General features: G+C 35.9%; 24 protein-coding genes. 15 read left to right on the plus strand and 9 right to left on the minus strand.

From position 1 onward, the window contains the following. Positions 1 to 78 precede the first annotated feature (78 nt). The 13 genes from hisG to RM706_RS10700 all read left to right on the plus strand — a co-directional run bounded on the left by hisG (position 79) and on the right by RM706_RS10700 (position 10,170). Positions 79 to 936, plus strand: a complete 858-nt coding sequence (gene hisG, locus RM706_RS10640; protein ID WP_311351248.1) for an ATP phosphoribosyltransferase — start codon at positions 79 to 81, stop codon at positions 934 to 936. Beyond that, the gene (locus RM706_RS10645) at positions 936 to 1,388 is read left to right on the plus strand and encodes a GNAT family N-acetyltransferase (RefSeq protein ID WP_311351250.1); all 453 of its coding nucleotides are present in this window, start codon (positions 936 to 938) and stop codon (positions 1,386 to 1,388) included. The genes hisG and RM706_RS10645 overlap by 1 nt, the downstream gene beginning before the upstream one ends. After that, positions 1,388 to 2,671 (plus strand): histidinol dehydrogenase, encoded by a 1,284-nt coding sequence (hisD, locus tag RM706_RS10650; RefSeq protein ID WP_311351252.1) that lies wholly within the window; start codon positions 1,388 to 1,390, stop codon positions 2,669 to 2,671. Before RM706_RS10645 ends, hisD begins: the two co-directional genes overlap by 1 nt. Next, a complete protein-coding gene (gene hisC / locus RM706_RS10655; protein WP_311351254.1) occupies positions 2,668 to 3,711 on the plus strand; it encodes a histidinol-phosphate transaminase in 1,044 nt (347 codons plus the stop codon). Before hisD ends, hisC begins: the two co-directional genes overlap by 4 nt. Continuing rightward, complete coding sequence (gene hisB, locus RM706_RS10660; RefSeq protein ID WP_311351256.1) at positions 3,711 to 4,847, plus strand: bifunctional histidinol-phosphatase/imidazoleglycerol-phosphate dehydratase HisB; 1,137 nt, start codon at positions 3,711 to 3,713, stop codon at positions 4,845 to 4,847. Before hisC ends, hisB begins: the two co-directional genes overlap by 1 nt. Next, positions 4,848 to 5,426: an imidazole glycerol phosphate synthase subunit HisH gene (gene hisH, locus RM706_RS10665; RefSeq protein WP_311351259.1), complete on the plus strand. Its 579-nt coding sequence runs from the start codon at positions 4,848 to 4,850 to the stop codon at positions 5,424 to 5,426. Position 5,427: 1 nt separating this feature from the next. Further along, a complete protein-coding gene (locus tag RM706_RS10670; RefSeq protein WP_311351260.1) occupies positions 5,428 to 5,844 on the plus strand; it encodes a GNAT family N-acetyltransferase in 417 nt (138 codons plus the stop codon). Further along, positions 5,844 to 6,620 carry a 1-(5-phosphoribosyl)-5-[(5-phosphoribosylamino)methylideneamino]imidazole-4-carboxamide isomerase gene (locus RM706_RS10675; protein ID WP_311351262.1) on the plus strand — a complete coding sequence of 259 codons (777 nt, stop codon included), beginning with the start codon at positions 5,844 to 5,846 and terminating at the stop codon, positions 6,618 to 6,620. The genes RM706_RS10670 and RM706_RS10675 overlap by 1 nt, the downstream gene beginning before the upstream one ends. Next, positions 6,614 to 7,135: a DinB family protein gene (locus RM706_RS10680; RefSeq protein WP_311351264.1), complete on the plus strand. Its 522-nt coding sequence runs from the start codon at positions 6,614 to 6,616 to the stop codon at positions 7,133 to 7,135. Before RM706_RS10675 ends, RM706_RS10680 begins: the two co-directional genes overlap by 7 nt. Next, entirely contained in the window at positions 7,136 to 7,891 is a 756-nt protein-coding gene (hisF, locus tag RM706_RS10685) for an imidazole glycerol phosphate synthase subunit HisF (protein ID WP_311351266.1), read from the plus strand. It abuts the gene before it with no gap. Then, entirely contained in the window at positions 7,888 to 8,484 is a 597-nt protein-coding gene (gene hisIE / locus RM706_RS10690) for a bifunctional phosphoribosyl-AMP cyclohydrolase/phosphoribosyl-ATP diphosphatase HisIE (protein ID WP_311351268.1), read from the plus strand. Before hisF ends, hisIE begins: the two co-directional genes overlap by 4 nt. Before the next feature lie 228 nt (positions 8,485 to 8,712). Beyond that, positions 8,713 to 9,213, plus strand: coding sequence for a Cif family virulence factor (locus RM706_RS10695; protein WP_311351270.1), 501 nt, complete (start codon positions 8,713 to 8,715; stop codon positions 9,211 to 9,213). Between the two features lie 12 nt (positions 9,214 to 9,225). Further along, positions 9,226 to 10,170, plus strand: coding sequence for a hypothetical protein (locus RM706_RS10700; protein ID WP_311351272.1), 945 nt, complete (start codon positions 9,226 to 9,228; stop codon positions 10,168 to 10,170). Between the two features lie 79 nt (positions 10,171 to 10,249). On the opposite strand, the gene RM706_RS10705 is transcribed toward RM706_RS10700, so the two are convergent. The 8 genes from RM706_RS10705 to RM706_RS10740 form a co-directional block, all read right to left on the minus strand. Next, the gene (locus RM706_RS10705; RefSeq protein ID WP_311351274.1) at positions 10,250 to 10,900 is read right to left on the minus strand and encodes a head GIN domain-containing protein; all 651 of its coding nucleotides are present in this window, start codon (positions 10,898 to 10,900) and stop codon (positions 10,250 to 10,252) included. Positions 10,901 to 10,956: 56 nt separating this feature from the next. Beyond that, positions 10,957 to 11,094 (minus strand): hypothetical protein, encoded by a 138-nt coding sequence (locus RM706_RS10710; protein ID WP_311351276.1) that lies wholly within the window; start codon positions 11,092 to 11,094, stop codon positions 10,957 to 10,959. 27 nt (positions 11,095 to 11,121) lie between these two features. Then, the gene (locus tag RM706_RS10715; protein WP_311351279.1) at positions 11,122 to 11,787 is read right to left on the minus strand and encodes a hypothetical protein; all 666 of its coding nucleotides are present in this window, start codon (positions 11,785 to 11,787) and stop codon (positions 11,122 to 11,124) included. 79 nt (positions 11,788 to 11,866) lie between these two features. Next, positions 11,867 to 12,952 (minus strand): hypothetical protein, encoded by a 1,086-nt coding sequence (locus RM706_RS10720; protein ID WP_311351281.1) that lies wholly within the window; start codon positions 12,950 to 12,952, stop codon positions 11,867 to 11,869. After that, positions 12,936 to 13,472 carry a hypothetical protein gene (locus tag RM706_RS10725; RefSeq protein WP_311351284.1) on the minus strand — a complete coding sequence of 179 codons (537 nt, stop codon included), beginning with the start codon at positions 13,470 to 13,472 and terminating at the stop codon, positions 12,936 to 12,938. Before RM706_RS10725 ends, RM706_RS10720 begins: the two co-directional genes overlap by 17 nt. Further along, positions 13,472 to 14,014: an RNA polymerase sigma factor gene (locus tag RM706_RS10730; RefSeq protein ID WP_311351286.1), complete on the minus strand. Its 543-nt coding sequence runs from the start codon at positions 14,012 to 14,014 to the stop codon at positions 13,472 to 13,474. Before RM706_RS10730 ends, RM706_RS10725 begins: the two co-directional genes overlap by 1 nt. A 124-nt stretch (positions 14,015 to 14,138) precedes the next feature. Further along, a complete protein-coding gene (locus RM706_RS10735) occupies positions 14,139 to 14,867 on the minus strand; it encodes a LytR/AlgR family response regulator transcription factor (RefSeq protein ID WP_311351288.1) in 729 nt (242 codons plus the stop codon). Beyond that, positions 14,864 to 15,997: a sensor histidine kinase gene (locus tag RM706_RS10740; protein ID WP_311351290.1), complete on the minus strand. Its 1,134-nt coding sequence runs from the start codon at positions 15,995 to 15,997 to the stop codon at positions 14,864 to 14,866. The genes RM706_RS10735 and RM706_RS10740 overlap by 4 nt, the downstream gene beginning before the upstream one ends. Before the next feature lie 241 nt (positions 15,998 to 16,238). On the opposite strand from RM706_RS10740, the gene RM706_RS10745 reads away from it, so the two are divergent. Further along, positions 16,239 to 18,674 carry a TonB-dependent receptor gene (locus RM706_RS10745; protein ID WP_311351292.1) on the plus strand — a complete coding sequence of 812 codons (2,436 nt, stop codon included), beginning with the start codon at positions 16,239 to 16,241 and terminating at the stop codon, positions 18,672 to 18,674. 372 nt (positions 18,675 to 19,046) lie between these two features. Here RM706_RS10745 and RM706_RS10750 read toward each other — a convergent pair whose 3' ends face one another. Beyond that, positions 19,047 to 20,606 carry a sulfatase family protein gene (locus tag RM706_RS10750; protein WP_311351294.1) on the minus strand — a complete coding sequence of 520 codons (1,560 nt, stop codon included), beginning with the start codon at positions 20,604 to 20,606 and terminating at the stop codon, positions 19,047 to 19,049. A gap of 263 nt (positions 20,607 to 20,869) precedes the next feature. Here RM706_RS10750 and RM706_RS10755 point away from each other — a divergent pair, with 263 nt between their 5' ends. Beyond that, complete coding sequence (locus RM706_RS10755) at positions 20,870 to 23,275, plus strand: TonB-dependent receptor (RefSeq protein WP_311351296.1); 2,406 nt, start codon at positions 20,870 to 20,872, stop codon at positions 23,273 to 23,275.

The following is a 23,275-nucleotide window of genomic DNA, read 5'->3' on the forward strand; positions in this document are numbered from 1 at the left end:
ATAATTAAAAACCCGTTTGAGCAATCAAACGGGTTTTGTTTTTGCCCATTTTGATTGTTTGAACACCAAAATTTAAAGATGACAAAAATTAGAATTGCTATTCAAAAAAGCGGACGTTTAAATGAAGACTCTCTCAAGATTTTAAAGGAAGCAGGAATATCCATTGATAATGGAAAAGATCAATTAAAAGCCACAGCGCGAAATTTTCCGTTAGAAGTATTTTATCTTAGAAACGGAGATATTCCTCAATACTTAAGAGACGGAGTAGTGGACATTGCTATAATTGGTGAGAATGTACTGATTGAAAAAGGGCAGGGAATAACTATAGTGGAACGTTTGAATTTTTCTAAGTGTAAAGTATCACTTGCAGTTCCAAAGTCAGTAGAGTACAATTCTATAAAAGATTTTGAAGGGAAAAGAATAGCGACTTCTTATCCAAATACTGTAAAACAATATTTTGATTCCAAAGGAGTATCCGCAGAACTCCATATCATTAACGGTTCAGTAGAGATTGCTCCAAACATAGGACTCGCGGATGGCATTTGTGATATTGTTTCTAGTGGCAGTACTTTGTTTAAAAATGGTCTTAAAGAAGTAGAGGTCATGTTGACCAGTGAAGCAGTTTTAGCTGTTTCGCCTCAAATCAATAAAGATAGAAAATCACTATTGACTAAACTACAATTCAGAATTCAATCCGTTTTAAGAGCAAGAAAGTCAAAATATGTTTTATTAAATGCTCCAAATGAAAAATTAGATGAAATATTAGCTTTGTTGCCTGGTATGCGTAGTCCTACTGTTTTACCGCTTGCAGAGGAAGGGTGGAGTTCTGTGCACACTGTGATTAATAAAGATACTTTTTGGGAAGTAATAGATGAATTAAAATCAGCAGGTGCAGAAGGTATTTTGGTTTGTCCAATTGAAAAAATGGTTTTATAATGTGTGTAAATGACAAACTAATAGTACAACTTATTCCTTATGACAAAATGGAATCAATAGTGCCTTTAGCTTTTGAACTAAATAGGGGTAAAATAACACATGAGGTTTTAGAAAATAGATTAAAAAAAATGCTTAAAATGGGAGGGTATGAATGTGTAGGAGTTTATGATAATGACGAACTAATAGGTATTTGTGGAGTATGGATACTGTATAAGCTCTATGCTGGGAAGCACATAGAACCAGATAATGTTTTTGTTAAGAAAGAATATCGAAGTAGAGGTGTTGGGGAATTAATGTTGGATTATGTTTTTGAATATGCAAAGAAAATCGGTTGTGAGGCCGCAGAAGTAAATTTTTATGTGGCAAACAAAAAAGGACAACAATTTTGGGAAAGACAAGGGTTTGAGTCTTTAGCTATTCACGGCTTTAAAAAATTCAATCAAATAAAGTAATGAATAAAATTTATAAACCGAATAGAACCGATTGGAATGAAATCTTAAAAAGACCAACTCAAACAATTGACGCAATTGAAGATATTGTAAACGATATTTTTAAAGAAGTGAAAAAAGATGGTGATGCTATTTTAAGAAAATATACTCAACAATTTGATGGTGTTTCATTGGATGATTTACTTGTTTCAGCTTTAGAAGTGGAAGAAGCAAGAACACTTGTTTCAGATAATCTTAAGACAGCTATTCGGTTAGCAAAATCAAATATCGAAACCTTTCACAAAGCACAAATAACCGATCGAGTAGAAATAGAGACTACTTCCGGGGTATTATGCTGGCAAGAAAAAAGGCCCATACAAAAAGTGGGACTTTATATTCCAGGGGGAACAGCTCCGTTATTCTCAACTATTTTGATGTTGGCAATTCCTGCGAATATTGCTGGCTGTAAAGAAATTGTGCTGTGTTCGCCTCCTGATAAAGAAGGAAAATTAAACCCCGCTATTCTATATACAGCACAGTTATGCGGCGTATCACAAATTTTTAAAGTTGGTGGAATCCAGGCAATCGCAGGAATGACTTTTGGAACAGAAAGTATTCCCCAAGTATATAAAATCTTTGGTCCTGGAAATCAATTTGTAACGGTTGCGAAACAAATCGCCACCAAATATGGAGTCGCAATTGATATGCCAGCTGGACCAAGTGAGCTTTTAGTTGTTGCAGACGACACGGCTGACGCAGCATTTGTTGCTTCTGATTTATTAAGTCAGGCAGAACATGGTACTGATAGTCAGGTCATCTTAGTTTCCACTTCAGAAAAAATGATTGACGCCGTGGAGTTAGAAGTCGAGAAACAAATAAAAGACTTACCAAGAAAAAAAATTGCACGAAAAGCAATAGAAAACAGCAAATTGATATATGTTGAAGATGATGGCACAGCTATAGACTTAATCAATGTGTATGGCCCTGAGCATTACATCATATGTTCAAAGAATGAGGATTTTTATATAGACAATACCTTTAATGCAGGATCGGTTTTTATAGGAAACTATACGCCTGAAAGTGCTGGTGATTATGCCTCTGGCACTAATCACACCTTACCAACAAATGGTTATGCAAAACAATATAGCGGCGTGAATCTAGATAGTTTTATGAAAAGTATGACGTTTCAAAAAATTACTGAAAAGGGTATAGAAAAAATTGGCAATGCTATTGAAGTTATGGCGGAAGCCGAGGGCTTACAAGCACATAAGAATGCGATTACCTTAAGATTGAATAGTTTAAAATGAGTTTCAACTTAGACAATATAACTCGAGAAAGTGTAAAAGAATTGACACCCTATTCTTCTGCGCGTGATGAATATGTATCAGACGGCTCAGATATGGTTTTTTTAGATGCAAATGAAAATCCGTTTGAAAATGGTGTAAATCGTTATCCTGACCCACAGCAACGCAGTCTAAAGTCTGTCTTGGCTCAACAAAAAGGAATAGAAAAGGATAACATACTATTGGGCAACGGTAGTGACGAAGTTCTTGATTTACTTTTTAGAGCTTTTTGTGAGCCTAAAATTGACAACATTATCACGTTACCACCTACCTATGGAATATATAAAGTACTTTCAAGTATCAACGATATAGAAAATAGGGAAGTTTTATTGACTGATGAATTTCAGCCCGATATAAATGCAATATTGAAAGGGACAAACAGCAACTCTAAACTGCTCTTTATTTGCTCACCTAATAATCCAACCGGAAATAGTATTTCAATAAACAATATTGAGAAACTACTGAATGAGTTTAAAGGGTTGGTGATTATTGATGAGGCATATATCGATTTTTCTGCTCAGAAAAGTTGGGTTTCCAAAATATCAAAATATAAAAATTTGGTTATTGCCCAAACACTTTCTAAGGCTTATGGTATGGCTGGTGTTCGACTAGGTATTTGCATCGCTTCAAAAGAAATCATTTCGGTTTTAAACAAATTAAAACCACCATATAATGTAAATGAGTTGACGCAAAACAGGGCTTTAGAAAGGGTATTGAATGTTAAAAAAGTAAAATCTGAGGTAACACAAATTCTATCTGAACGAAAAAGAATGGTAAAAGCTTTTTCTGAAGTCTCTTTTATCGCAAAAATATTTTCTTCTGAAGCTAACTTCGTGCTAGTTCAAGTAGATGATGCAGCTCTTAGATACCGTCAATTGCTAGATAAAGGTATAGTTGTTCGTAATAGGAGCACACAACCTTTATGTAAGAATACGCTCCGATTTACAATTGGAACCGCATTAGAGAATGATAGATTACTTGAAGTATTAAAAACACTTAAATAATGGCACAAAAAATACTGTTCATAGATAGAGATGGCACTATCATTAAAGAAACTGTTGATGAGCAAATAGATGCATTTGAAAAAATGATATTTTACCCTAAGGTATTTACTTATTTGGGTAAAATTGCGAAAGAGTTGGATTATAAATTAGTAATGATTACGAATCAAGACGGTTTGGGAACGGACGAGTTTCCAGAAGAAAGCTTTTGGCCTGTACATAATTTTGTTTTAAAATCTTTTGAAAATGAGGGGGTCGTATTTGATGAAATTTATATAGACAAAACATTCCCACATGAGAATGCAAATACGAGAAAACCTAAAACCGGACTCTTAACAAAGTATTTCACCGATACTTATGATTTAGAAAACTCATTTGTAATTGGGGACCGATTAACGGATATGGAGTTAGCTAAGAATTTGGGTGCAAAAGGAATTTTTATTGACGATAAAACGCTTTTAGGTACCGGTGAAATAACTGTTACAGAGAAAGACTTATCTGTTCACATTGCATTGCAGTCCAACGATTGGGAAAAGATTTATGGGTTTTTAAAAACGAGGTCTCGTTATGCTGAAGTCCACCGAAAAACAAAAGAAACGGATATTCAAATTGAGCTAAATCTTGATGGCACAGGAAAAAGTGATATTAAAACCGGACTTTCCTTTTTTGATCACATGCTAGACCAACTGGCAAGGCATGGACAAATGGATTTGCAACTACATGTTGATGGTGACTTAGAAGTAGATGAACATCATACAATTGAAGATACTGCTATTGCTTTAGGAGAAGTATTCTATGATGCTTTGGGCAATAAAATTGGAATTGAACGGTATGGGTTCTGTTTACCAATGGATGATTGTTTGGCCCAAGTTGCCATCGATTTTGGCGGCCGTAACTGGTTGGTTTGGGATGCAGATTTTAAACGTGAAATGGTCGGTGATATGCCAACCGAAATGTTTTACCATTTCTTTAAATCGTTCACTGATGGAGCCAAAGCAAATTTAAACATCAAAGCCGAGGGAACTAATGAGCACCATAAAATAGAGGCAATTTTTAAAGCCTTTGCAAAGTCAATTAAAATGGCCGTTAAAAGAGATTTAGAAAAGATGGTATTGCCATCAACAAAAGGAATATTGTAAATGAAGTTAGTAATAGTAGATTATGGTGCTGGTAACATTCAAAGTATAAAATTTGCTTTTCAAAGATTAGGTGTTGAAGCGCAATTGAGTAATGATATCAGAACTATTGAAGAGGCAGATAGGGTCATATTTCCAGGAGTAGGTGAGGCAAGTAGCGCCATGAGTAAACTGACCCAGAGCGGGTTGAATAGATTAATTCCAAAACTAAAGCAACCAGTTCTTGGAATTTGCTTAGGTATGCAATTAATGTGCAATTCTTCTGAAGAGGGAAAGACAAAAGGTTTGGGGATTTTTGATGTGGATGTTCTTAAGTTCAATTCTGGTGTCAAAGTGCCTCAGATAGGTTGGAATAAGATTGAGAATTTAAAATCTCCATTATTTCAAAAGCTTAATGAAGATTACATTTATTTGGTGCATAGTTTTTATGCTCCAAAAGCTATTGAAACCATTGCAACATGTGAATATGGTTTGGAATATAGTGCGGCTTTACAAAAAGATAACTTTTATGGCACTCAATTTCATCCAGAGAAATCAGGGAAATATGGTGTAAAAATTTTAGAGAATTTTATTTCAATTTGAGATGGTTGAAGAATTTTTTATTTCAGATAATAAATCTAAACTCGATACCTTTTTTATTCATAGCTATCTTTCAGAACAATCATATTGGGCAAAGGGTAGATCAATAGAAAATGTTCTTAGGTCTATTGAAAACTCACTGTGCTTTGGTGTTTACAATTTGGAACAAAAACAGATTGGTTTTGCTAGATTAGTTACTGATCAAGTAGTATTTGCATGGATAATGGATGTTTTTGTCGCGAAAGAATGTAGAGGCAAAGGAATTTCTATAAAACTAATAGATCATATATTGCAAAGACCTGAAATCGCAGATGTAAATGGAATTGGATTAAGAACGAATGACGCACATGCCCTTTATGGCAAATTTGGTTTTGAAAAAATTAAAAATCCAGAAACCTGGATGTTAAAGAAAAGAGTATAATGAGAATAATACCCGCTATCGACATTATCGAAGGTAAATGCGTACGTCTTTCAAAAGGGGATTTTAATACGAAGAAAATTTATAACGAAAGTCCCTTGGAAGTTGCCAAATCTTTTGAGGCACATGGTGTTGAATATTTACATTTAGTTGATTTAGATGGTGCTAAGTCAAAGCATATTGTGAATTATAAGGTTTTAGAACAAATCGCTTCAAAAACAAACTTAAAAATAGATTTTGGAGGAGGATTAAAATCAGACGACGATTTACGAATAGCTTTTGATAACGGAGCAAACCAAATTACAGGGGGCAGTATTGCTATAAAAGATAGATCTACCTTCTTGCGATGGCTGAATGTTTACGGAACGGACAAAGTTGTTTTGGGAGCTGATGTTTTAGATGAAAATGTTGCAGTTTCTGGATGGCAAGAAGAATCAAGTGAGAAGTTGATTCCCTTTGTAATAGGATATCAAAAAATTGGGGTCAAGTATGTGATTTGTACTGATATTTCTAAAGACGGTATGCTACAAGGTCCTTCTTTTGATTTATATAGAAAATTGTTAAATGAAACTAAGGTGCATAAAACTACCGTCACTGGAGCCGGAGTCGGAGATTTTGAAGCGATAGGTATTAACTTAATCGCAAGCGGGGGTATCTCGGCATATGAAGAATTGCCAAAACTCCAAGAACTGGGCTGTGAAGGTGTTATTATTGGTAAGGCCATCTACGAGAATAGAATTACTTTAAAACAATTGGAAGAATACATACTGACATGGTAGCCACGGATAATAAAGCAATAAATGAGTTTGTAGAAAATGTTATATATCGTTTAGATGAAAACACACGAATGATTTCTATTGCTTTTGATACTCTTACTGAAGAACAACTATGGTTAAGGTCAAATAAAGCCTCCAATAGTGTGGGAAACTTAATTTTACATCTATGTGGCAATATGACTCAATATGCGATTTCTTCTTTAGGTGAAACTGAAGATGTAAGAGATAGAGATAGTGAATTCGAAACCTCTTCAGGTCTAACAAAAAAAGAATTGTTAAGTAAACTTTTGAACACCGTTTCGGATGCAAAGTCAACTATTGAAAACGCAACAATAGGTCAATGGCTGAAAAAGAGAGATGTTCAAGGATTTCATTTTTCTGGTATTGGAGTCATTCTTCATGTGGTAGAACATTATAGCTATCATACTGGTCAAATCGCTTTTTGGGCAAAGCAACTGAATAATAAGGCTCTGGGTTTTTATGACGGAATAGACTTAAATATTAAAAATGAAGAATAGATGCTAACGAAGAGAATTATTCCTTGTTTAGACATAAAAGATGGTAGAACCGTTAAGGGTGTCAATTTTGTTGATTTACGTGATGCCGGTGATCCAGTAGAATTAGCCCAACGATATGCCGAAGAAGGTGCTGATGAGCTTGTTTTTCTTGATATATCTGCAACCGAGCAAAAACGTAAGACCCTTGCAGAATTAGTGTATCATGTTGCTGAAAAACTAAACATTCCGTTTACTGTCGGAGGTGGAATATCTTCGATAGAAGATGTAGATGTCTTGCTTAAAAATGGCGCAGATAAAGTTTCTATTAATTCGTCAGCTGTTAAACGTCCAGAATTAATTAATGAATTGGTAGCAAAGTTTGGCTCACAATGCATTGTTGTGGCTATTGATGCTAAAAAAATAGACGAAAACTGGAAAGTTCACTTAGTGGGTGGTAAAGTGCCAACAGAGCTTGATTTATTTGAATGGGCAGAAGAAGTTGAAAAGAGAGGGGCTGGTGAAGTTTTGTTTACCTCAATGGATAATGATGGGACAAAAAATGGTTTTGCAAATATGGCATTAGCCCGATTATCCGAAGAATTGAATATTCCTATCATCGCTTCAGGTGGTGCAGGAAAAATGGATCATTTTTCAGAAACTTTTAAAATAGGTAAAGCAGATGCAGCATTAGCCGCCAGTGTATTCCATTTTAAGGAAATCGAGATTAAAGATTTAAAAAACAAATTAAAAAAGGAAGGTATTCCGATACGAATATGAAACTAGATTTTACCAAAAATAAAGACAGGCTGGTTCCAGCAATTGTACAAGATGCGATTACAAAGAATGTGTTGATGTTGGGTTATATGAATGAAGAGGCCATAAAAGTTACTCAAGAAACTAAAAAAGTGACCTTTTTCAGTAGAAGTAAGCAAAGATTGTGGACTAAAGGAGAAGAGAGCGGCAATTTTCTGAATCTTGTCGGTATAAAAAATGATTGTGACCACGATACGCTATTGATCCAAGTTAAACCCGCAGGACCTACTTGTCATACAGGCACCGATACTTGTTGGGGAGAAGAGAATGACCAATCCTATGGTTTTTTATCAGAGCTAGAAAATGTAATTACGTCCCGTAAAGAAAATAAAGATGACAAAAAAAGCTATGTGGCTTCATTGTTTAGAGACGGTATCAACAAAATAGCCCAAAAAGTAGGCGAAGAAGCGGTGGAGACTGTAATTGAAGCTAAAGATAACAATGATGAATTGTTCTTGAACGAAAGTGCTGATTTGCTATTTCACTACTTAATTTTACTTCAGGCCAAAGGTTATAAATTGAATGATGTGGTTAAAGTATTGGGGGCACGACATTAATTCTTTTTTAAAAGAACCTAAATACTAAGTTTTTGACTCTTATTTCATCACAGAAACTGAGAACAGGTCAATATTAACTGATGAAAAGCGATATTTTATTAGAAGAACACTGATTTTTACAACATGTAATCGATTTACCACCTCTTGTCAATTATATACTACTTCTAGACAATAACATTTTTACCAATCCTCTTCTTCATATTTCTTTGATAAAAATCAGAGAAAACCATGAAAAAGAAATGGATTGTCATATTAAATATCTTAATGATTGCGATAGTAGCTTCTTGCAATCAAAAACAAGAAGTTGTTGAAGAAAAAAAGTCAACTAAAGAAGAGGTCATTGCCCAAATCGAAAAAACAGGGCTTGCCGTACGAGAGGCTTTTGCGAAAGGAGATATTGAAAGTATAAAGTTATATCATCACCCTGATGTACAAAAGGCGTTGAGTTATATGGATATTAAAAATGGCCGAGAAGAGGTGTTGCAGGGACTAAAAGGTACCATGGAAAATTTTGATTTAAGATTTCTTGATGAAAAGGCTACGGAAGTCTTTCTATATTTTGACGATGTCGTTGTGAAGCAAATGCGTTTTGGATTGGAACTAATACCAAAAAATGGTGATGATCCATTTGTGTTTAGAGGTCGTACACTAATTGTTTTACAACGTTCCGATGAAAGCCCAACAGGTTGGGCCACCATTCACGAAATTATTCAACCTTATCAAGAATAAAACCAAATAAAAGTGAAAAAAATTATAGTTGTACTTGTGGCGTTTTACTTGACAAAAAGTTTTTCTCAAGAGGCCGTTATTAAATTTGAAACTAATGGAAAGCAAGAATTAAACCGATTAGATAACCCTTTTCAAAATTTTATTGGTGAGTGGACCCTTCAAGATGATAAATGGATACAAAATTGGGGTAGTACGACGGATACTCTTACCATACCTAAACATCATACGATTTCGTCACAGGTTAATACAAAAAATAGCTTATTTTCTATTATTGATGGTCCTAAACCTAATGGTCATATCTTTTGGTCGTATAACCCTGTCACAAAAGAAGTAAACCACTTGTCAAGTTTTGGTGAACTTAGAGTAGGGGTAGGAGCAGGTAGTATTTCCGAGAGAGGAGATGTGCGACTTAAAATTAGTTTTGAAGGTGAGCACAAGAATACTTATAGGGTCTATAGCTACAAGTGGATCACAGAAGACAAATACCACATGAAATCGGTTCAATTTGGTTTAGATGATTCACCAACAGGGCTTTTTTACGAGGGCACTTTTGTGCGTTTGGCAAAACAAGAAAAAACGACCTTAAGAAACCAAATTGAAGAAGTCTTAGCTATTCTTGATAATAAGGCACTAACTGTTGACCAACAACTAAAGGTATATGACGACTCCATAGTTCATATGGCCCCGGGGAGTAAAGTAAACTTGGGTAAAGAAGCATTGCGTATTCATTTAAAGGAACAACGTAAATACGGTAGTGCTGAAATGCGTCATAAAATCATTGAAATCGAAACTTTTGAAAATTTAGTATTGATGCGAGGTCAAGTAATTGGAACTTACTATCCCAAAAATGAAAATCCTCCCATTACATTTAGAACGAAGAATTTGTTTGTTTTTAGTTCAAAAGAAGGAGGCTTGAAAATTAAAAAGGTCATTTATAATTCCTCTCCAAATGAATAATCAAAATATTAGTCTCTTTTCTTAATTTCAGAACTTCCGCTTAATTCTTGTCTGATAATTTTAGCATTGCCCTTATAGCTCAAAGAACTGGCCCAGAGGCCTCTGCATCGATGGTTTCATTAACTGTCAAAAAGGCATCACTTGAGCCAGAAAATTCAATGGTTAAATCATTAATTGATAAATCATAATCTTTAAACGTGCTACTTCCTGATAATCTGGCATTTAAAGAATTAGCACTTCCAAATAAATCTAAATCAGATGCCCCGTCTAATTTAACTATCAATTGTTCGGTGTTAATTTTTCCTTCAAGATTAGAAGCCCCAGATAATACAATTTCAGCTGCTTTGGTAGTCCAATCATTTTCTAAGCTAACTTCAGATGCCCCACTAAGGTCAAATTTTGATAGGTCATTTGTAACTATATACACATTTAGGGTCGACCGACCTTTTATGGAGACATTATCACGTAATCTAATGACCAAATTATTTCCATCTTGCTCAACAACAATATTTTTATGCAAATTGTCATTAGCATCGATTTCGATACTTTCTTCGGTATCAGAAAAAGTGACAAAAACAGAAAACGAATCTGAAGCTCTTAAGCCAGTATAATTGGTAAAAGAGAAACTTCTAGTAGTTACTTCTCCCTCTGCGCGAATTGTTTCATTATCACATGATGTAAATAGAATTGCTACAAATATTAAAATTGTGATGATTGATTTTGATTTCATTTTGATTGATTTTAATTTTCATCGATACCCTGAACTTGTTTCTGAGTCTCATTTCATTATTCTGAAATGGTCACCGGAATCCATCGCAAGGGAACATAATTGCGATTGTATTTCCCTTTTTTGATAAAGACTTGATTATCTTCTGTAAATACCCAAACTGTGTTGATTTTCTGATTTTTGAATGATGATTTCATGATTTTGATTTTTGAATGATGTTTTTATTAATTCAACTGTTTTTTATAACGGTTTCTACCCATATTAAAAATGCCTAGCTTAATACCAATCCCACCAGAAAAACCATTAATTCGATCAATAGGACTGTTGGCTAACTCTATTTTACTTGAAAAACGATATTTTATCCCTGCCTCTAACTGAACATATCTAGAAATATTAAAAAGGGCGCTCATACCCGGTTCTAAAACGAACACCGGATCCACATCATCCTCATCAATATTAATATCTTCATCTCTTCTCACAGCATCACCGTCTATATAGCCTACTGCACCACCACCAATAAATAAAGGAAAAGAGAGGTTTACTCTAGATTTGCTAAAGAAAATAGGCTCTAAATGAAAACCAGCATAGGCCGCAAATAAATCTTCATTGAGATTGTTGGTAGTATTAAAAATGTTTTGTTCAGAATACAGAAATTTACCTTCAAAACCAACTTCAAATTGTTGGTTGGCTACATAAGCTACTTTTATCCCTCCAATATAAGTGTCCTCCCCTTCAATTTCTCCATAAGCCATTGTGAGTCCTACATATACACCATGCACCACGTTCTTACGATCATTAAAGGTGATATATTCTCCTTCATTATCTTGGGCATAGGTTTGAAAGCCAAGAAACAGAAGTAATAAAAATATGCTCGCTTTTTGATTGTTCATTTTGTTAGGTTTTATAATTCTAGATTGATTGTAATAAAGACATTAAAAAAATTCGAGGGTTGCACCTTTTGATAAAAATTTATTCTTGCAAGGTTATAATTCCTTTTAATCCTTGTATGACGATTGAACCCATCTTTTCGTGACCATAAGTAGCTTCAATTTCTCTCAGCTTTCGACCTTTATCTAGCATATTGGAGTTTACATTTTCAAAAGACTTGGGCAAACGCACTAGGCCTTGTTCTAGGGTAGCCTTGAAGTGGTGTGAAAAGTGAGTTACTGCAAGTCTAATCTCAGAAGATTCTTGTTCTATGGAAATTTCAGCAGCAGGCTCTAAGATTTTAAAAACCCTAAAATCAGCTATTTTCATACTCAAGTCTATATCTTTGGTCAGCTTACTAATCTCCATGGTACTAAACTTTAAATTCCCATAAACAGTACCAATTTCAGTGGCAAGAATATCATCTTTATTGGAATAAATCTCTAAAGAGGTCACAGAATTCATATTGATTTCCGTTCCACTGCTATTTAAGCGCAGGCTTTTAGAATTATCCATCTCCAATTTTCCGTTTTTAAGATTTAGGCTGGCATAATCCATATCCTTGGCACGTAGCTTTCCGAATTTTAATATAATATCTGCCTTGCTCAAGTTTTCGCCCAACCATAGGTCACCATGTTCTATTATAGTGTTTAGTTGCCCACTCCAACCATCAATAATAACATCACCAAAGCGATTGGTTACCTTAAGTTTTGTCTTTTTTGGTAAGAACACCTCATAATCAATTTGCACGTGACTACGTTCACTATCAATAGGGTTTGCACTATTGAAAAAATCGGCAAACCAGCCTGTATTTTTATTTGCAATTTCAGAGACGACAGACACGTTGTCACTACTCGATTTAAATTTGGGGTTTACTCGCTTCAATAAATCTTTGGCATTATCCTTTTTTCTATGATTGACCTTGATAGAAATCTTTATGGAGACTTCGTTCTTATCCCATCCAGAAAGGTTAATGTTTCCATACTTGTTCTCTAACTGTAGGGCTCCAGCATTGGTAAAAGAAAAGCTCTTTTCTACGGTTTTAGATACTCTTTCTTGCCCGGTAACCAATTGAACCGAGAATAGCACCATGGCTAGCCATAAGACTTTTTTATAGTGTGTATCCATAATTTTCTTCTTGTGATTTAGAATCATTTATCTGCTTCAGTAAATTTTCAATGAGCTCGATTCGTTTTTTATAATTGGCAACAATAGCCTCAAGCACTCGCTCATTATCTAGGTTGTTTCGCATTTCTATACGTAAGGTTTCATATTCCACATCAAGTTCATCCATAAAGGATAAAAACTCGGCTTTATCATCATCTGTTAGGTTAGGATTGTTTTGCACCAACTTTACTTGGTACGATACCAAGTTTTGATAGTGCATATCAATATCTAATAATTCTTTACTTGCATATTGCGTTTGTTCATCACCACTAAAAACGGAAAGCCCTATAAAACTGGTAATACCTATTAGCAACAGTACACTCGCAGCTACTCTTATCATTGGTGATTTCCAAAGAGGAATCACCTTAGGTTCTTCTTTTTCTAGCTCGTTGGAGATATTAGCCCACATTTTAGCGCGGTCTGCCTTATGCTCATCAAACTGAGCAGCGTTATCTCTAATATGTTTTTCAAAATTGTCCATTACAATTCTTTAATAATTTCTACTAGTTTTTTCTTGGCTCTATGATATTGCGATTTCGAGGTTGCCGTAGCTATCCCCAATATTTCTCCTATTTCAACATGATCGTATCCCTCAATGAGGTATAAATTAATAATCTGTTTGTATCCTGTTGGCAATTGGGCAATGCCCAACTGTACTTTTTTAATATCCACAGCATCTACTACTTCAACTGGTTCTTCATTAGTTAAATGAAATTCATGGGCATCCATAGGTACCACAGCAATGCGCTTTGCTCTTAAGTGGTTAATACTTTTATTAATGACGATTCGTTTTAACCAAGCCCCAAAAGAGCTTTCATATTTAAAACTTTTTAGATTTTTAAAAGCATCTACAAAACTGTCCTGTACTACATCTTCAGCATCTTCTTTAGTACCCAAAAACCGCATGCTCACGTTGTACATAGCATCTACATAGAGCTCAAACAGCTCGTATTGTGAACCACTATGGCCTTTCTTGCAGCTTTCTACAAGCGATTGATGCGTAAAACGGACTTCGGTCGTCAAAGGGTATTAAAGGTTGATGTGTGTTACTAAAGACAATTGCAAAAGTAAAGGGTTGCATTTAGAAGAAAAAAAAGTAAAAATATTTGGTTAGAGGTAGTAACGTAAGTGAATACTTTAGTAAGATTTAAACCTTACCATCCCATAAATTGTCTTTTAAAATCTTGGGCAACACATCTTTTTTGTAATGGCGACTCATTGGAATCTTATACATTTGAATTTGAATCTCATGTTTGGCAACACCTTCAATCTTGTCTAATGCAATAACATATGATTTGTGGACTTGAGCAAAGGCAACAGTTCCTAATTTTTCAACCACATTTTTTAAGGAGAGTAAGCTTACATACTTGCGCTTGTTGGTTTGAATAATGACATAATTCTGCATGGCTTGCACAAAAAGAATTTCATCATGATAAATCTTCTCGTATTTACCATCACACTTAATGAAAAAGCAACCACGTTCCTCATCTTTTGAGACTGAAACACCTCTTTTTCGCAATAGTTCGAAATGCTGCTTGGCCTTTGTTGCAGCGGTAAAAAAACGATTAAAAGAAATTGGTTTTAAAAGATAATCGAGCACATTTAAATCGAATCCTTCTATAGCGTAGTTTGGAAAAGCCGTAGTTAAAATGGTCATAGGCGGAGTAGGATTGGACTTTAAGTACTCTAATCCATTCATTAGGGGCATTTGAACATCCAAAAACAATAAATCAATATCATTTTCTGCTAATAATTGAGGGATTTCCAAGGCAGAAACACCGGTACCTGCATAATTCATAAAATCGACCTGACCAATGTAATTTACAATACATTCTCTTGCTAATGGCTCATCATCTATAACAATGCAGTTCATCATCCGCTAACTTTTTTTAACGGTATAGCAGTCTTCTGTTCTAATTTTAAATTTAAGGTCACCGTATGAATGTCTTTTCCTTTTGTTATGAGCAAAGCGTGTTCATTGGGATAAATAATAGCCAAGCGTCGTTTTACATTATTAAGGCCTAATCCGCCGTAAGCCACTCCTTCGGGTAAGGTATGCTGTAATTCAAAATTGGCGCTATTGATTAACTGAAAATGTAGATTGTTTCGATCTAAGCTAATGTTTAATTGAATCCATTTTTTGAGTTCTTGGTCTTCAGATAGGTGTTTAAAAGCATTTTCAATAAAGGGTATCAAAATGAAAGGTGCAATAGTGAGTTCATCATCTACTTTTGGAATATCGGCCTTGAGCTCAAAATTTTGATTTTGCCGAAGACTTTCCAACTCCATAAAGCTTTCAATATATGCCAGCTCATTTTTCAAAGGAATTTTATGACTATTGCACTCATAAAGTTGATACCTCAACAGACTGGAAAACTTTACCAAAGAATCGGAAGCCATTTTTGGGTTTTTATTGATGAGCACAAAAATGGAGTTGATGGTATTGAACAAAAAATGGGGATTGAATTGTGATTTCAAGAATTTTAACTCAGTCTCCAATTTTTCTTTTTCCAAAGCTTGTTGCCTTTTTTGAGAAGCTACCCAAATTTTGGTCAATTTTATGCTTAAACCCAAGGTAGTAGCCCCAACACAAGAGGGCAATGTATTATGTTTGAATATGGTAATGGGAGTCTCAGGGGAGATATTGTACAACTCGTATACTGATTCATTAGCAATTATTGCTGCTAAATAATAATTAGCCGTTATCGCTGCAGCCATCAGTATAATTACCCCAATTATTGAAAGAAAGAAAGCTAGGTATTTTCCTTTTTGTAAAAACTTCGGAACCAGAACGTACAGACAAAAATATACCCCTAAAGCCTGATATACTACATATCCTAAAAACTTGACGACCCCGTAAGGCACCATTATGGAATCAAATACTTTGGATATGCTGCCCGTGAACAAAGTCCACCACGCAAAGTGATATACGGCCCAGAATAGCACGTGGTGTATTTTATATCTTTCTAAAAAAGAGGTGATATGCGTTAAACTGTTTGTAGTCATAATTCGTTAAAAAGGCACTTTAAACAACAAGATACAACGGTTAGCAGCCAATATCAAACTGGGTATTTCACAACTTGATGTCAGGTAACGAATACTTGACGAAATACATTTTTCAGTATTATGAGTGCAATTCAGTAGAAAAACCCGCCATTTCTTCTGGTGATAAAGTAAATCGCCCCGCATGTCATTCTCTTTTTCATGACGATTTTGATTCTTACTACTTGCAGTCAAATTCGTATCAATGAAATCATATATCCTATTTCTAGTATGCTGCTTAGCCTCTGTTGAACTGTTATTCGGTCAATTAGTGGGTTCCGTGGTCGATGTTGATGGTAATCCCGTGTCTTATGCTAACGTTATGATTTATAGTCATCCAGATTCCGCCTTGCAAACAGGGGTTATTACTAATGAAGATGGTTTTTTTGTTATAAATTATGCAAACCAGGGCACATTTATGCTCCGTATAGACCTTTTATCCTTCAAAACATGGAATTCTGAACCGTTCACCATTTCTGGTACTGATTTCAAAAAGGATTTTGAGAAAATTATCTTAGAAGAGGAAGTTACCTCGCTACAAGGTGTTGAAGTTAGGGGACAACGAAAATTGATACAACGAACGCAAGAGGGTAGTATCATAAATGTACAGGCGAGTGTAATGACTCAGGGCAGTACCGCCCTGCAATTGTTAGAGCGTTCTCCAGGCGTAATTCTGGACCAGTACAACAATACCTTTTCACTAAATGGCAAAAGTGGCACGCTGATTATGATAAATGGAAAGGCGCAACGCATCCCAATAGCAGATTTAATTGCCATGCTCAACGGAATGAGTGCCAATACTATTGAACGAATAGAACTATTGACTAATCCGTCTGCACGGTATGATGTAGATGGTAATGCGGGTATCATCAATATTGTAATGAGTAAAAATGAAACTCTGGGCATTCGGGGTAACCTTAATTTAAGTACTGGCTATGGTAAAGGCGTTAAGCAAACAACTGGACTTTCCCTTAATTATGGGGGTGAGCGCTCCACGATATTTGGCAGTTACACCTTCTCTTATGACGATACTTTTAGCGGATTTAGAGGGGTGGGTGTAAGTGAAATTCCTGTTTTGGGAGGAAATACCGCTATCGACTTTACGAGCAGAACACAACAGATAAATCGAAATCACAATCTCAATCTAGGCTATGAATACCAAGTCTCAGAAACTTCCTCATTTGGCGCTAGTGCCTTGTTCAATCAGTCTAGGCCTTTGGTTATGACCCAAAATTTAGGCTTGTACGATTTTATCATTAACCCTTTTTTAGAAGCTCAAATTCGTCTAAATGGTGATGGAAACCTAAAGAATTTAACCTCTTCTGTGTATTATGAAAAGACCGGAGAGAAAAATAGTTTTATGATAACGGGAGATTACATCAATTACAACAGCCAAACCCCTAATGAAGTAAACAGTTTCTATTTTGATGAAAATGGCGACCCTTTTCAACCCGAAAGTGAAATCTATAACAATGGAAATCGTGGCTTTAACGAAACTGATATCAATGTTGGGGTACTAAAATTGGATTATGAACATACTATCAACGAAAAAGCCTCCCTAGAAGGTGGTATAAAAGGGTCATTATCCAATACTGTTAATGACGCGCGTATTGAAATTTTGGAAGGAGATGAATTTGTACCTGATGACCGATTTATAAGTACGTTAGAAAATAAAGAAACCATTGGCGCGGCCTATGCCTTGACCGATTATAGCATTTCTGAAAAGTTAAAGGTTCAGCTGGGTTTACGCTATGAATATTGGGACCAAGATTTTGATGATAACACGCTTGACCGCAGTTTTGAAAAACTATTTCCATCCTTTTTTGCTACGCACGCTTTTTCAGACACTACAGCACTTAATTTTGCCTATAACAAGCGTATTACGCGACCCAATTACTCTGATTTGGCCTCCTTTTTAATCTATAACGGACCTACTTCGGTATTTAGTGGAAACCCACAACTACTGCCTGCCATAACCGATAATATTAGCCTTACGTACAACAACAAATCGTTTAGCATCTCATTATTGGCGGCTAACGAAAACAACCCCATTGCTCGTTTTCAGATAACGCGAAACCCTCAAAGTAATCTTGCCGTAGTAGCCCCGGTAAATATGGAGTATCAGCGGAATATCGATGTACAAACCAATGTTCCCATTCGTGTTGCCCATTGGTGGGACATTAACCTTAATGGCACTTTAGGGATTCGAAAGTTTAAGTTATTGCATACCGATGAGCGCATAACACATGACTATATACACTACAATTTTAACGGAAGTCAAACCATGCGATTGCCTGCTAACCTGTCCTTAGAAATATCGGGTTGGTATACCTCACGGCATTTTAATGGCAGTACTAGAAATGAGGGATTTGGTATTTTGAATGTGGGTGTCAAAAAAGAATTTAAAAATGGTAGTAGCTTACAATTTGCCGTAACTGACATTTTTCAGAGTTTGGATATTGGTTTTAAATATGGCACACTAACACGAGAAGCGTTTGGAGATGTATTTACCGGAACCTACAGCCCAGAATCAGGTTTTTCACGAATTTTTAGAGTGAGTTATACCTACCCTTTTGGGAATAAAAAAGTAAAAGAAGCTAGGGGTAAAACAGGGGCGGATACGGAGAAGTCTAGATTATAATGTCAAAAGTAATTTGACGTCTCAGTTATGAGTTGTTATGTGGGGTAGCACTTAACTTGACAAGTACACATAAAACTGAAAATCCTCGATGATTTTTAGCCATCTTAAGTTTGTTTCTGATTAGATTGTATCTAATACTATAACCTGAGGTTTTGTTTTTTCAATTTTTATAAGCTCTTTTAAATCTTTAACCTATGATTCATAATTTTAACTGATGCTGGAATGCCAATACTGTATAGCGTTAGAATAAGAATTGTAGCCTATTTTGGGCTTCAATCCTTTCAAGTTACAAGAAAGTGGAATCAGGCCGAAACTACTGAATTTACTACTATCTTGGCTATTATTTTTATGCATTTTTGGCAACTGGCCTTATTATTTTAATTCTAATTTTTGAGTTCTAGAATATTCTTTTCCATAAATGGCCTTAAAAGCGCTAAGCATTTCATTCAGCTTTTTGGGATTCTTGTTAGCCAAATTGTTTTGTTGAGCAATATCTTCATTCAAATCGTATAATTGATATTTTTTACTATTGCCCAACTCTATATCCACCCACTTGTTTTTAGCTGATCCATTATACTGAGGAATCATTAGCCATTTTCCTTTTCGTAAAGCTGTTCTTGTTGTTGCTTCAATAATAAGTTCATCTCTACCTTGTTTATTTTTCCCTGTAAAAACATCAAGTAACGCTTCGCTATCCTGCCCTTTCTTATCGCTTCCAACCAGACTAGCCAGCGAAGAAAGTAAATCAACCTGACAAACAAGTGCATCCGATACCTGAGGTTCGATTTTCCCTTTCCAATAAGTAATAAACGGAACACGTGTGCCTGCTTCAAACAAACTGTATTTTCCACCTCTAAGCCCACCATTGGGAGTATGGTTTCCAAGTTTTTCAACGGCGTCATCATAATATCCATCATTTAAAACAGGACCATTGTCACTTGTGAATACAATAAATGTATTTTCCAATATCCCCTCTTTTTCAAGTGTATTTATAAACTCTCCAATGCACCAATCTGCTTCGGCAATAACATCTCCTCTGGCGCCTAATCCTGTTTTACCAACAAATCGTGGATGTGGGGTACGTGGTACATGTGGCTGCTGCATTGCATAGTAGAGAAAAAATGGCTCTTCTTTATGATTTATCACATATTTTTTCGCCTTAGCTAAGAAATGATCGGCCATATCAATATCACTCCATTTGGCTGTTTCACCACCTTTCATGAACCCTATTCTCGGAATACCATTAACAATGCTATTATTATGACCATGATGCCATTTCATTGTAATTAATTCAGGATTGTTTTTCCCAGTTGGCTCGCCTTTAAAATTATTTTTATAATCTATTTCAATTGGGTCATTAGAATCTAAATTTACTACATGGCCATCTTCAATATAAACTGTTGGTACACGGTCTTGTGTTGCGGCCATAATATAAGAGAAATCAAACCCGACTTCATTAGGTCCTGGTGAAACTCTCTTATTCCAATTTGTATGGCCAGTACCTAGTCCCAGATGCCATTTACCAACAATTCCTGTATGGTACCCTTTTTCTTTTAACATTTTAGGAACTGTTAGCTGATCACTTCCTATTAACAATGGTGCAGTCCCAGGAAGTATCTTTGCATCTTTATTTCTCCAAGGGTATACTCCGGTTAGTAAGGCATATCTACTAGGGGTACAAGTTGCTGAGGTGGAATGACCATCTATAAATCGAACACCTCCATTTGCCAATTTGTCAATATTAGGGGTTTGTAGGTCTATAGCTCCATAGGCACTTACATCCCCATAACCTAAATCATCCATATAAATAAAGACTATGTTCGGATTTTTAGTCGATCCGTTTTCTTCTTTTTCTCCATTTCGCTGACATGCAGAAAAAAGCCCACAGGCAATTATTGTCAATAAAAAGTAATTAAATAGTTTCTTCTTCATAGTTATCAGAGATTCAAAATAAAAAATTTATGCTTAGTTGCAAACATGCAACTAAGCATATTCAAATCATCAGGCTTGTTGCCGACAATTGATATAGTAACAAGTTACTATATTTCCATTTTATACCCCTCCTTGAAACATCCTCTTTTCCTCTTACATTTCTATATAATAAAAACCTTATTTCACCATTTAATGCAACCCTTTGTTTTTTGGTCTGTCTCTAAGTATTGAAAATTAATAGCAATCATAAACTCAATCAAAAAATGAACAGACAGAATACCAAAGACCCATTTGTACGCCATACCGTTTGGTCGTTATGGGCATTCTTTTTAGTAAGCGCCTTGGTTATGGGTCAAAGCAACTACACCATTAACGGTACCATTGCAGATAAAAGTAATGGAGAGACCCTCTATGGCGCTTCCGTTTTCTTAAAGGGCACCACCATTGGTGGGGTCACCAACGAGTATGGATTTTATTCCATTACCGCACCTCAAGGCGATTACATTTTAAATGTTTCGTATATGGGTTATCAAGAAATCAATGCCAACATCACTTTAAACCGTGACCAAAAATTGGATTACGAAATCTCAGAGAATTCCACCCAGTTAGAAGAGGTAGTGGTCACTGCCGAAGAACCAGAACGGGCTTTACTGCGCAAACCAGAGATGAGTGTGTTAAAACTGAACATTGGTACCGTAAAACAGATGCCCGTAGTATTGGGTGAGGTAGATATTTTAAAATCGCTACAAATGCTGCCCGGGGTGACCAGCAATGGTGAGGGTAGTGGGGGCTTTCATGTACGTGGTGGCGCCTCTGACCAAAATTTGGTTTTGCTAGACGAGGCCATTATTTACAATACCTCGCATATGTTTGGCTTCTTTTCAGTTTTTAATGCCGATGCCATCAAAGACATGAAATTGTATAAAGGGGGAATTCCTGCTCGTTTTGGGGGTCGAGTTTCTTCGGTACTCGATGTGCGCCAAAAAGACGGGAACAATAAAAACTTTGCTGCTACTGGGGGAATCGGAATTATATCTAGCCGATTAACACTTGAAGGCCCTATGTTTAATGATAAAGGTTCGTTCTTAATTGCAGGTAGACGCTCATATGCCGATTTACTTTTAAAGCTAGCGGGAGAGACCAATAGTGTGAGTTTTTATGACCTGAATTTAAAATCTAACTATAGCATTAACCCAACGAACAAGCTGTTTTTATCAGGTTATTTTGGTCGAGATGCCTTTAAAATAGGCAATAGTTTTGACAGTAGTTATGGTAATACTTCAGGAAACCTGCGTTGGAACCATATATTTAACGACCGATTGTTTTCAAACTTATCAGCAATTGCCAGTCGTTACGATTATGATCTAGGTTTTTCAATGGAAGCTTTTGATTGGAAATCTTCCATCACCAATTATAATCTGAAATACGATTTAAAGTATTATCTGAGCAATCAATTTAAATTAGACTTTGGTGCAAGCGGTATTTATTATGATTTTGATCCTGGGCAGGTAAATCCTACTTCAGAGACTTCTGCAGTAAACCCCTTAAAACTAGACCGTAAAAAAGCAGTTGAAACCGGATTGTATGTAAATGCAGAACATCAGTTAACCTCAAACTTAACCGCGCAATATGGTTTGCGCTATAGCGCATTTACAAGATTAGGTGGACAGGCTTTAACTGACTATGCCAATAGTCAACCCGTAGTATACAACCCAATTTTGGGTATTTACGAACGTGGTGTTGGCATTGGAGAAACTGATTTTGCTAAAGGCGATGCCATTGAAACTTTTGAAAATTTAGAGCCTCGTGTTTCTTTTTCATATTTGTTAAATGAAGAATCTTCCGTAAAGGCTGGATATTCCAGAACAGCACAGTACATTCATTTGCTTTCTAACACTTCATCTGCAACACCTTTGGATGTTTGGACGCCAAGTGGCAAGTTTATAAAACCACAGTTGTCAGACCAGTACGCAATAGGCTATTTCCGAAATTTTAAGGATAAAACATACTCTGTAGAAGCAGAAGCTTACTATAAGACGGTGGATAATAGAATAGATTATATAGATGGATCAGACCTTATTGGGCAAAACACTATTGAGACTGAAATTTTAAATGGTGAAATGCGCGCCTACGGTTTAGAACTTTTATTCCGTAAGAACGAGGGGGATTTTACAGGTTGGATTGCCTATACCTTGTCAAAATCAGAGCAGCGCACTCCCGGCGGCACTGCAGGTGGTTTGGGTATCAATGACGGAGAATGGTATAATGCGGTTTTTGATAGAACCCATGATATTTCCATCTCTGCTGCGTATCGCTTAAATGATAAATGGAGCTTTGGTACCAACTTGGTTTTCCAAACTGGGCGACCAGTTACCTATCCCAATGGGCAATATCAATATGAAGGACTCTCGATTGCGAGTTATGCACCTCGAAATTCTGACCGATTGCCAGCCTATCACCGTTTAGATTTATCTATCAACTACAAACCCAATAAAAAGCCTCAAAACCGCTTAAAGGGAGAATGGGTACTCGGAATTTATAACGCCTACAACAGAAGAAATGCCGCTTCTATTTCTTTCGGTCAAAATGTGGAGACCGGAGCCAATGAAGCCACCCGGACCGCCATTTTCGGTATCGTACCATCACTAACCTATAACTTTAAATTTTAA

The organism is Croceitalea rosinachiae (assembly GCF_031846445.1).
GTDB lineage: Bacteria > Bacteroidota > Bacteroidia > Flavobacteriales > Flavobacteriaceae > Croceitalea > Croceitalea rosinachiae.

What these genes read in the sequence shown, in the direction of transcription:
- hisB (WP_311351256.1), top strand. Translation starts at nt 3,711, where the DNA reads ATGGCACAAAAAATACTGTTCATAGATAGAGATGGCACTATCATTAAA.
- RM706_RS10680 (WP_311351264.1), top strand. Translation starts at nt 6,614, where the DNA reads ATGGTAGCCACGGATAATAAAGCAATAAATGAGTTTGTAGAAAATGTT.
- hisD (WP_311351252.1), top strand. Translation starts at nt 1,388, where the DNA reads ATGAATAAAATTTATAAACCGAATAGAACCGATTGGAATGAAATCTTA.
- RM706_RS10675 (WP_311351262.1), top strand. Translation starts at nt 5,844, where the DNA reads ATGAGAATAATACCCGCTATCGACATTATCGAAGGTAAATGCGTACGT.
- RM706_RS10645 (WP_311351250.1), top strand. Translation starts at nt 936, where the DNA reads ATGTGTGTAAATGACAAACTAATAGTACAACTTATTCCTTATGACAAA.
- RM706_RS10715 (WP_311351279.1), bottom strand. Translation starts at nt 11,787, where the DNA reads ATGAACAATCAAAAAGCGAGCATATTTTTATTACTTCTGTTTCTTGGC.
- RM706_RS10705 (WP_311351274.1), bottom strand. Translation starts at nt 10,900, where the DNA reads ATGAAATCAAAATCAATCATCACAATTTTAATATTTGTAGCAATTCTA.
- RM706_RS10735 (WP_311351288.1), bottom strand. Translation starts at nt 14,867, where the DNA reads ATGATGAACTGCATTGTTATAGATGATGAGCCATTAGCAAGAGAATGT.
- hisH (WP_311351259.1), top strand. Translation starts at nt 4,848, where the DNA reads ATGAAGTTAGTAATAGTAGATTATGGTGCTGGTAACATTCAAAGTATA.
- hisG (WP_311351248.1), top strand. Translation starts at nt 79, where the DNA reads ATGACAAAAATTAGAATTGCTATTCAAAAAAGCGGACGTTTAAATGAA.
- hisC (WP_311351254.1), top strand. Translation starts at nt 2,668, where the DNA reads ATGAGTTTCAACTTAGACAATATAACTCGAGAAAGTGTAAAAGAATTG.
- RM706_RS10750 (WP_311351294.1), bottom strand. Translation starts at nt 20,606, where the DNA reads ATGAAGAAGAAACTATTTAATTACTTTTTATTGACAATAATTGCCTGT.
- hisIE (WP_311351268.1), top strand. Translation starts at nt 7,888, where the DNA reads ATGAAACTAGATTTTACCAAAAATAAAGACAGGCTGGTTCCAGCAATT.
- RM706_RS10720 (WP_311351281.1), bottom strand. Translation starts at nt 12,952, where the DNA reads ATGGATACACACTATAAAAAAGTCTTATGGCTAGCCATGGTGCTATTC.
- hisF (WP_311351266.1), top strand. Translation starts at nt 7,136, where the DNA reads ATGCTAACGAAGAGAATTATTCCTTGTTTAGACATAAAAGATGGTAGA.
- RM706_RS10745 (WP_311351292.1), top strand. Translation starts at nt 16,239, where the DNA reads ATGAAATCATATATCCTATTTCTAGTATGCTGCTTAGCCTCTGTTGAA.
- RM706_RS10725 (WP_311351284.1), bottom strand. Translation starts at nt 13,472, where the DNA reads ATGGACAATTTTGAAAAACATATTAGAGATAACGCTGCTCAGTTTGAT.
- RM706_RS10710 (WP_311351276.1), bottom strand. Translation starts at nt 11,094, where the DNA reads ATGAAATCATCATTCAAAAATCAGAAAATCAACACAGTTTGGGTATTT.
- RM706_RS10755 (WP_311351296.1), top strand. Translation starts at nt 20,870, where the DNA reads ATGAACAGACAGAATACCAAAGACCCATTTGTACGCCATACCGTTTGG.
- RM706_RS10740 (WP_311351290.1), bottom strand. Translation starts at nt 15,997, where the DNA reads ATGACTACAAACAGTTTAACGCATATCACCTCTTTTTTAGAAAGATAT.
- RM706_RS10695 (WP_311351270.1), top strand. Translation starts at nt 8,713, where the DNA reads ATGAAAAAGAAATGGATTGTCATATTAAATATCTTAATGATTGCGATA.
- RM706_RS10670 (WP_311351260.1), top strand. Translation starts at nt 5,428, where the DNA reads ATGGTTGAAGAATTTTTTATTTCAGATAATAAATCTAAACTCGATACC.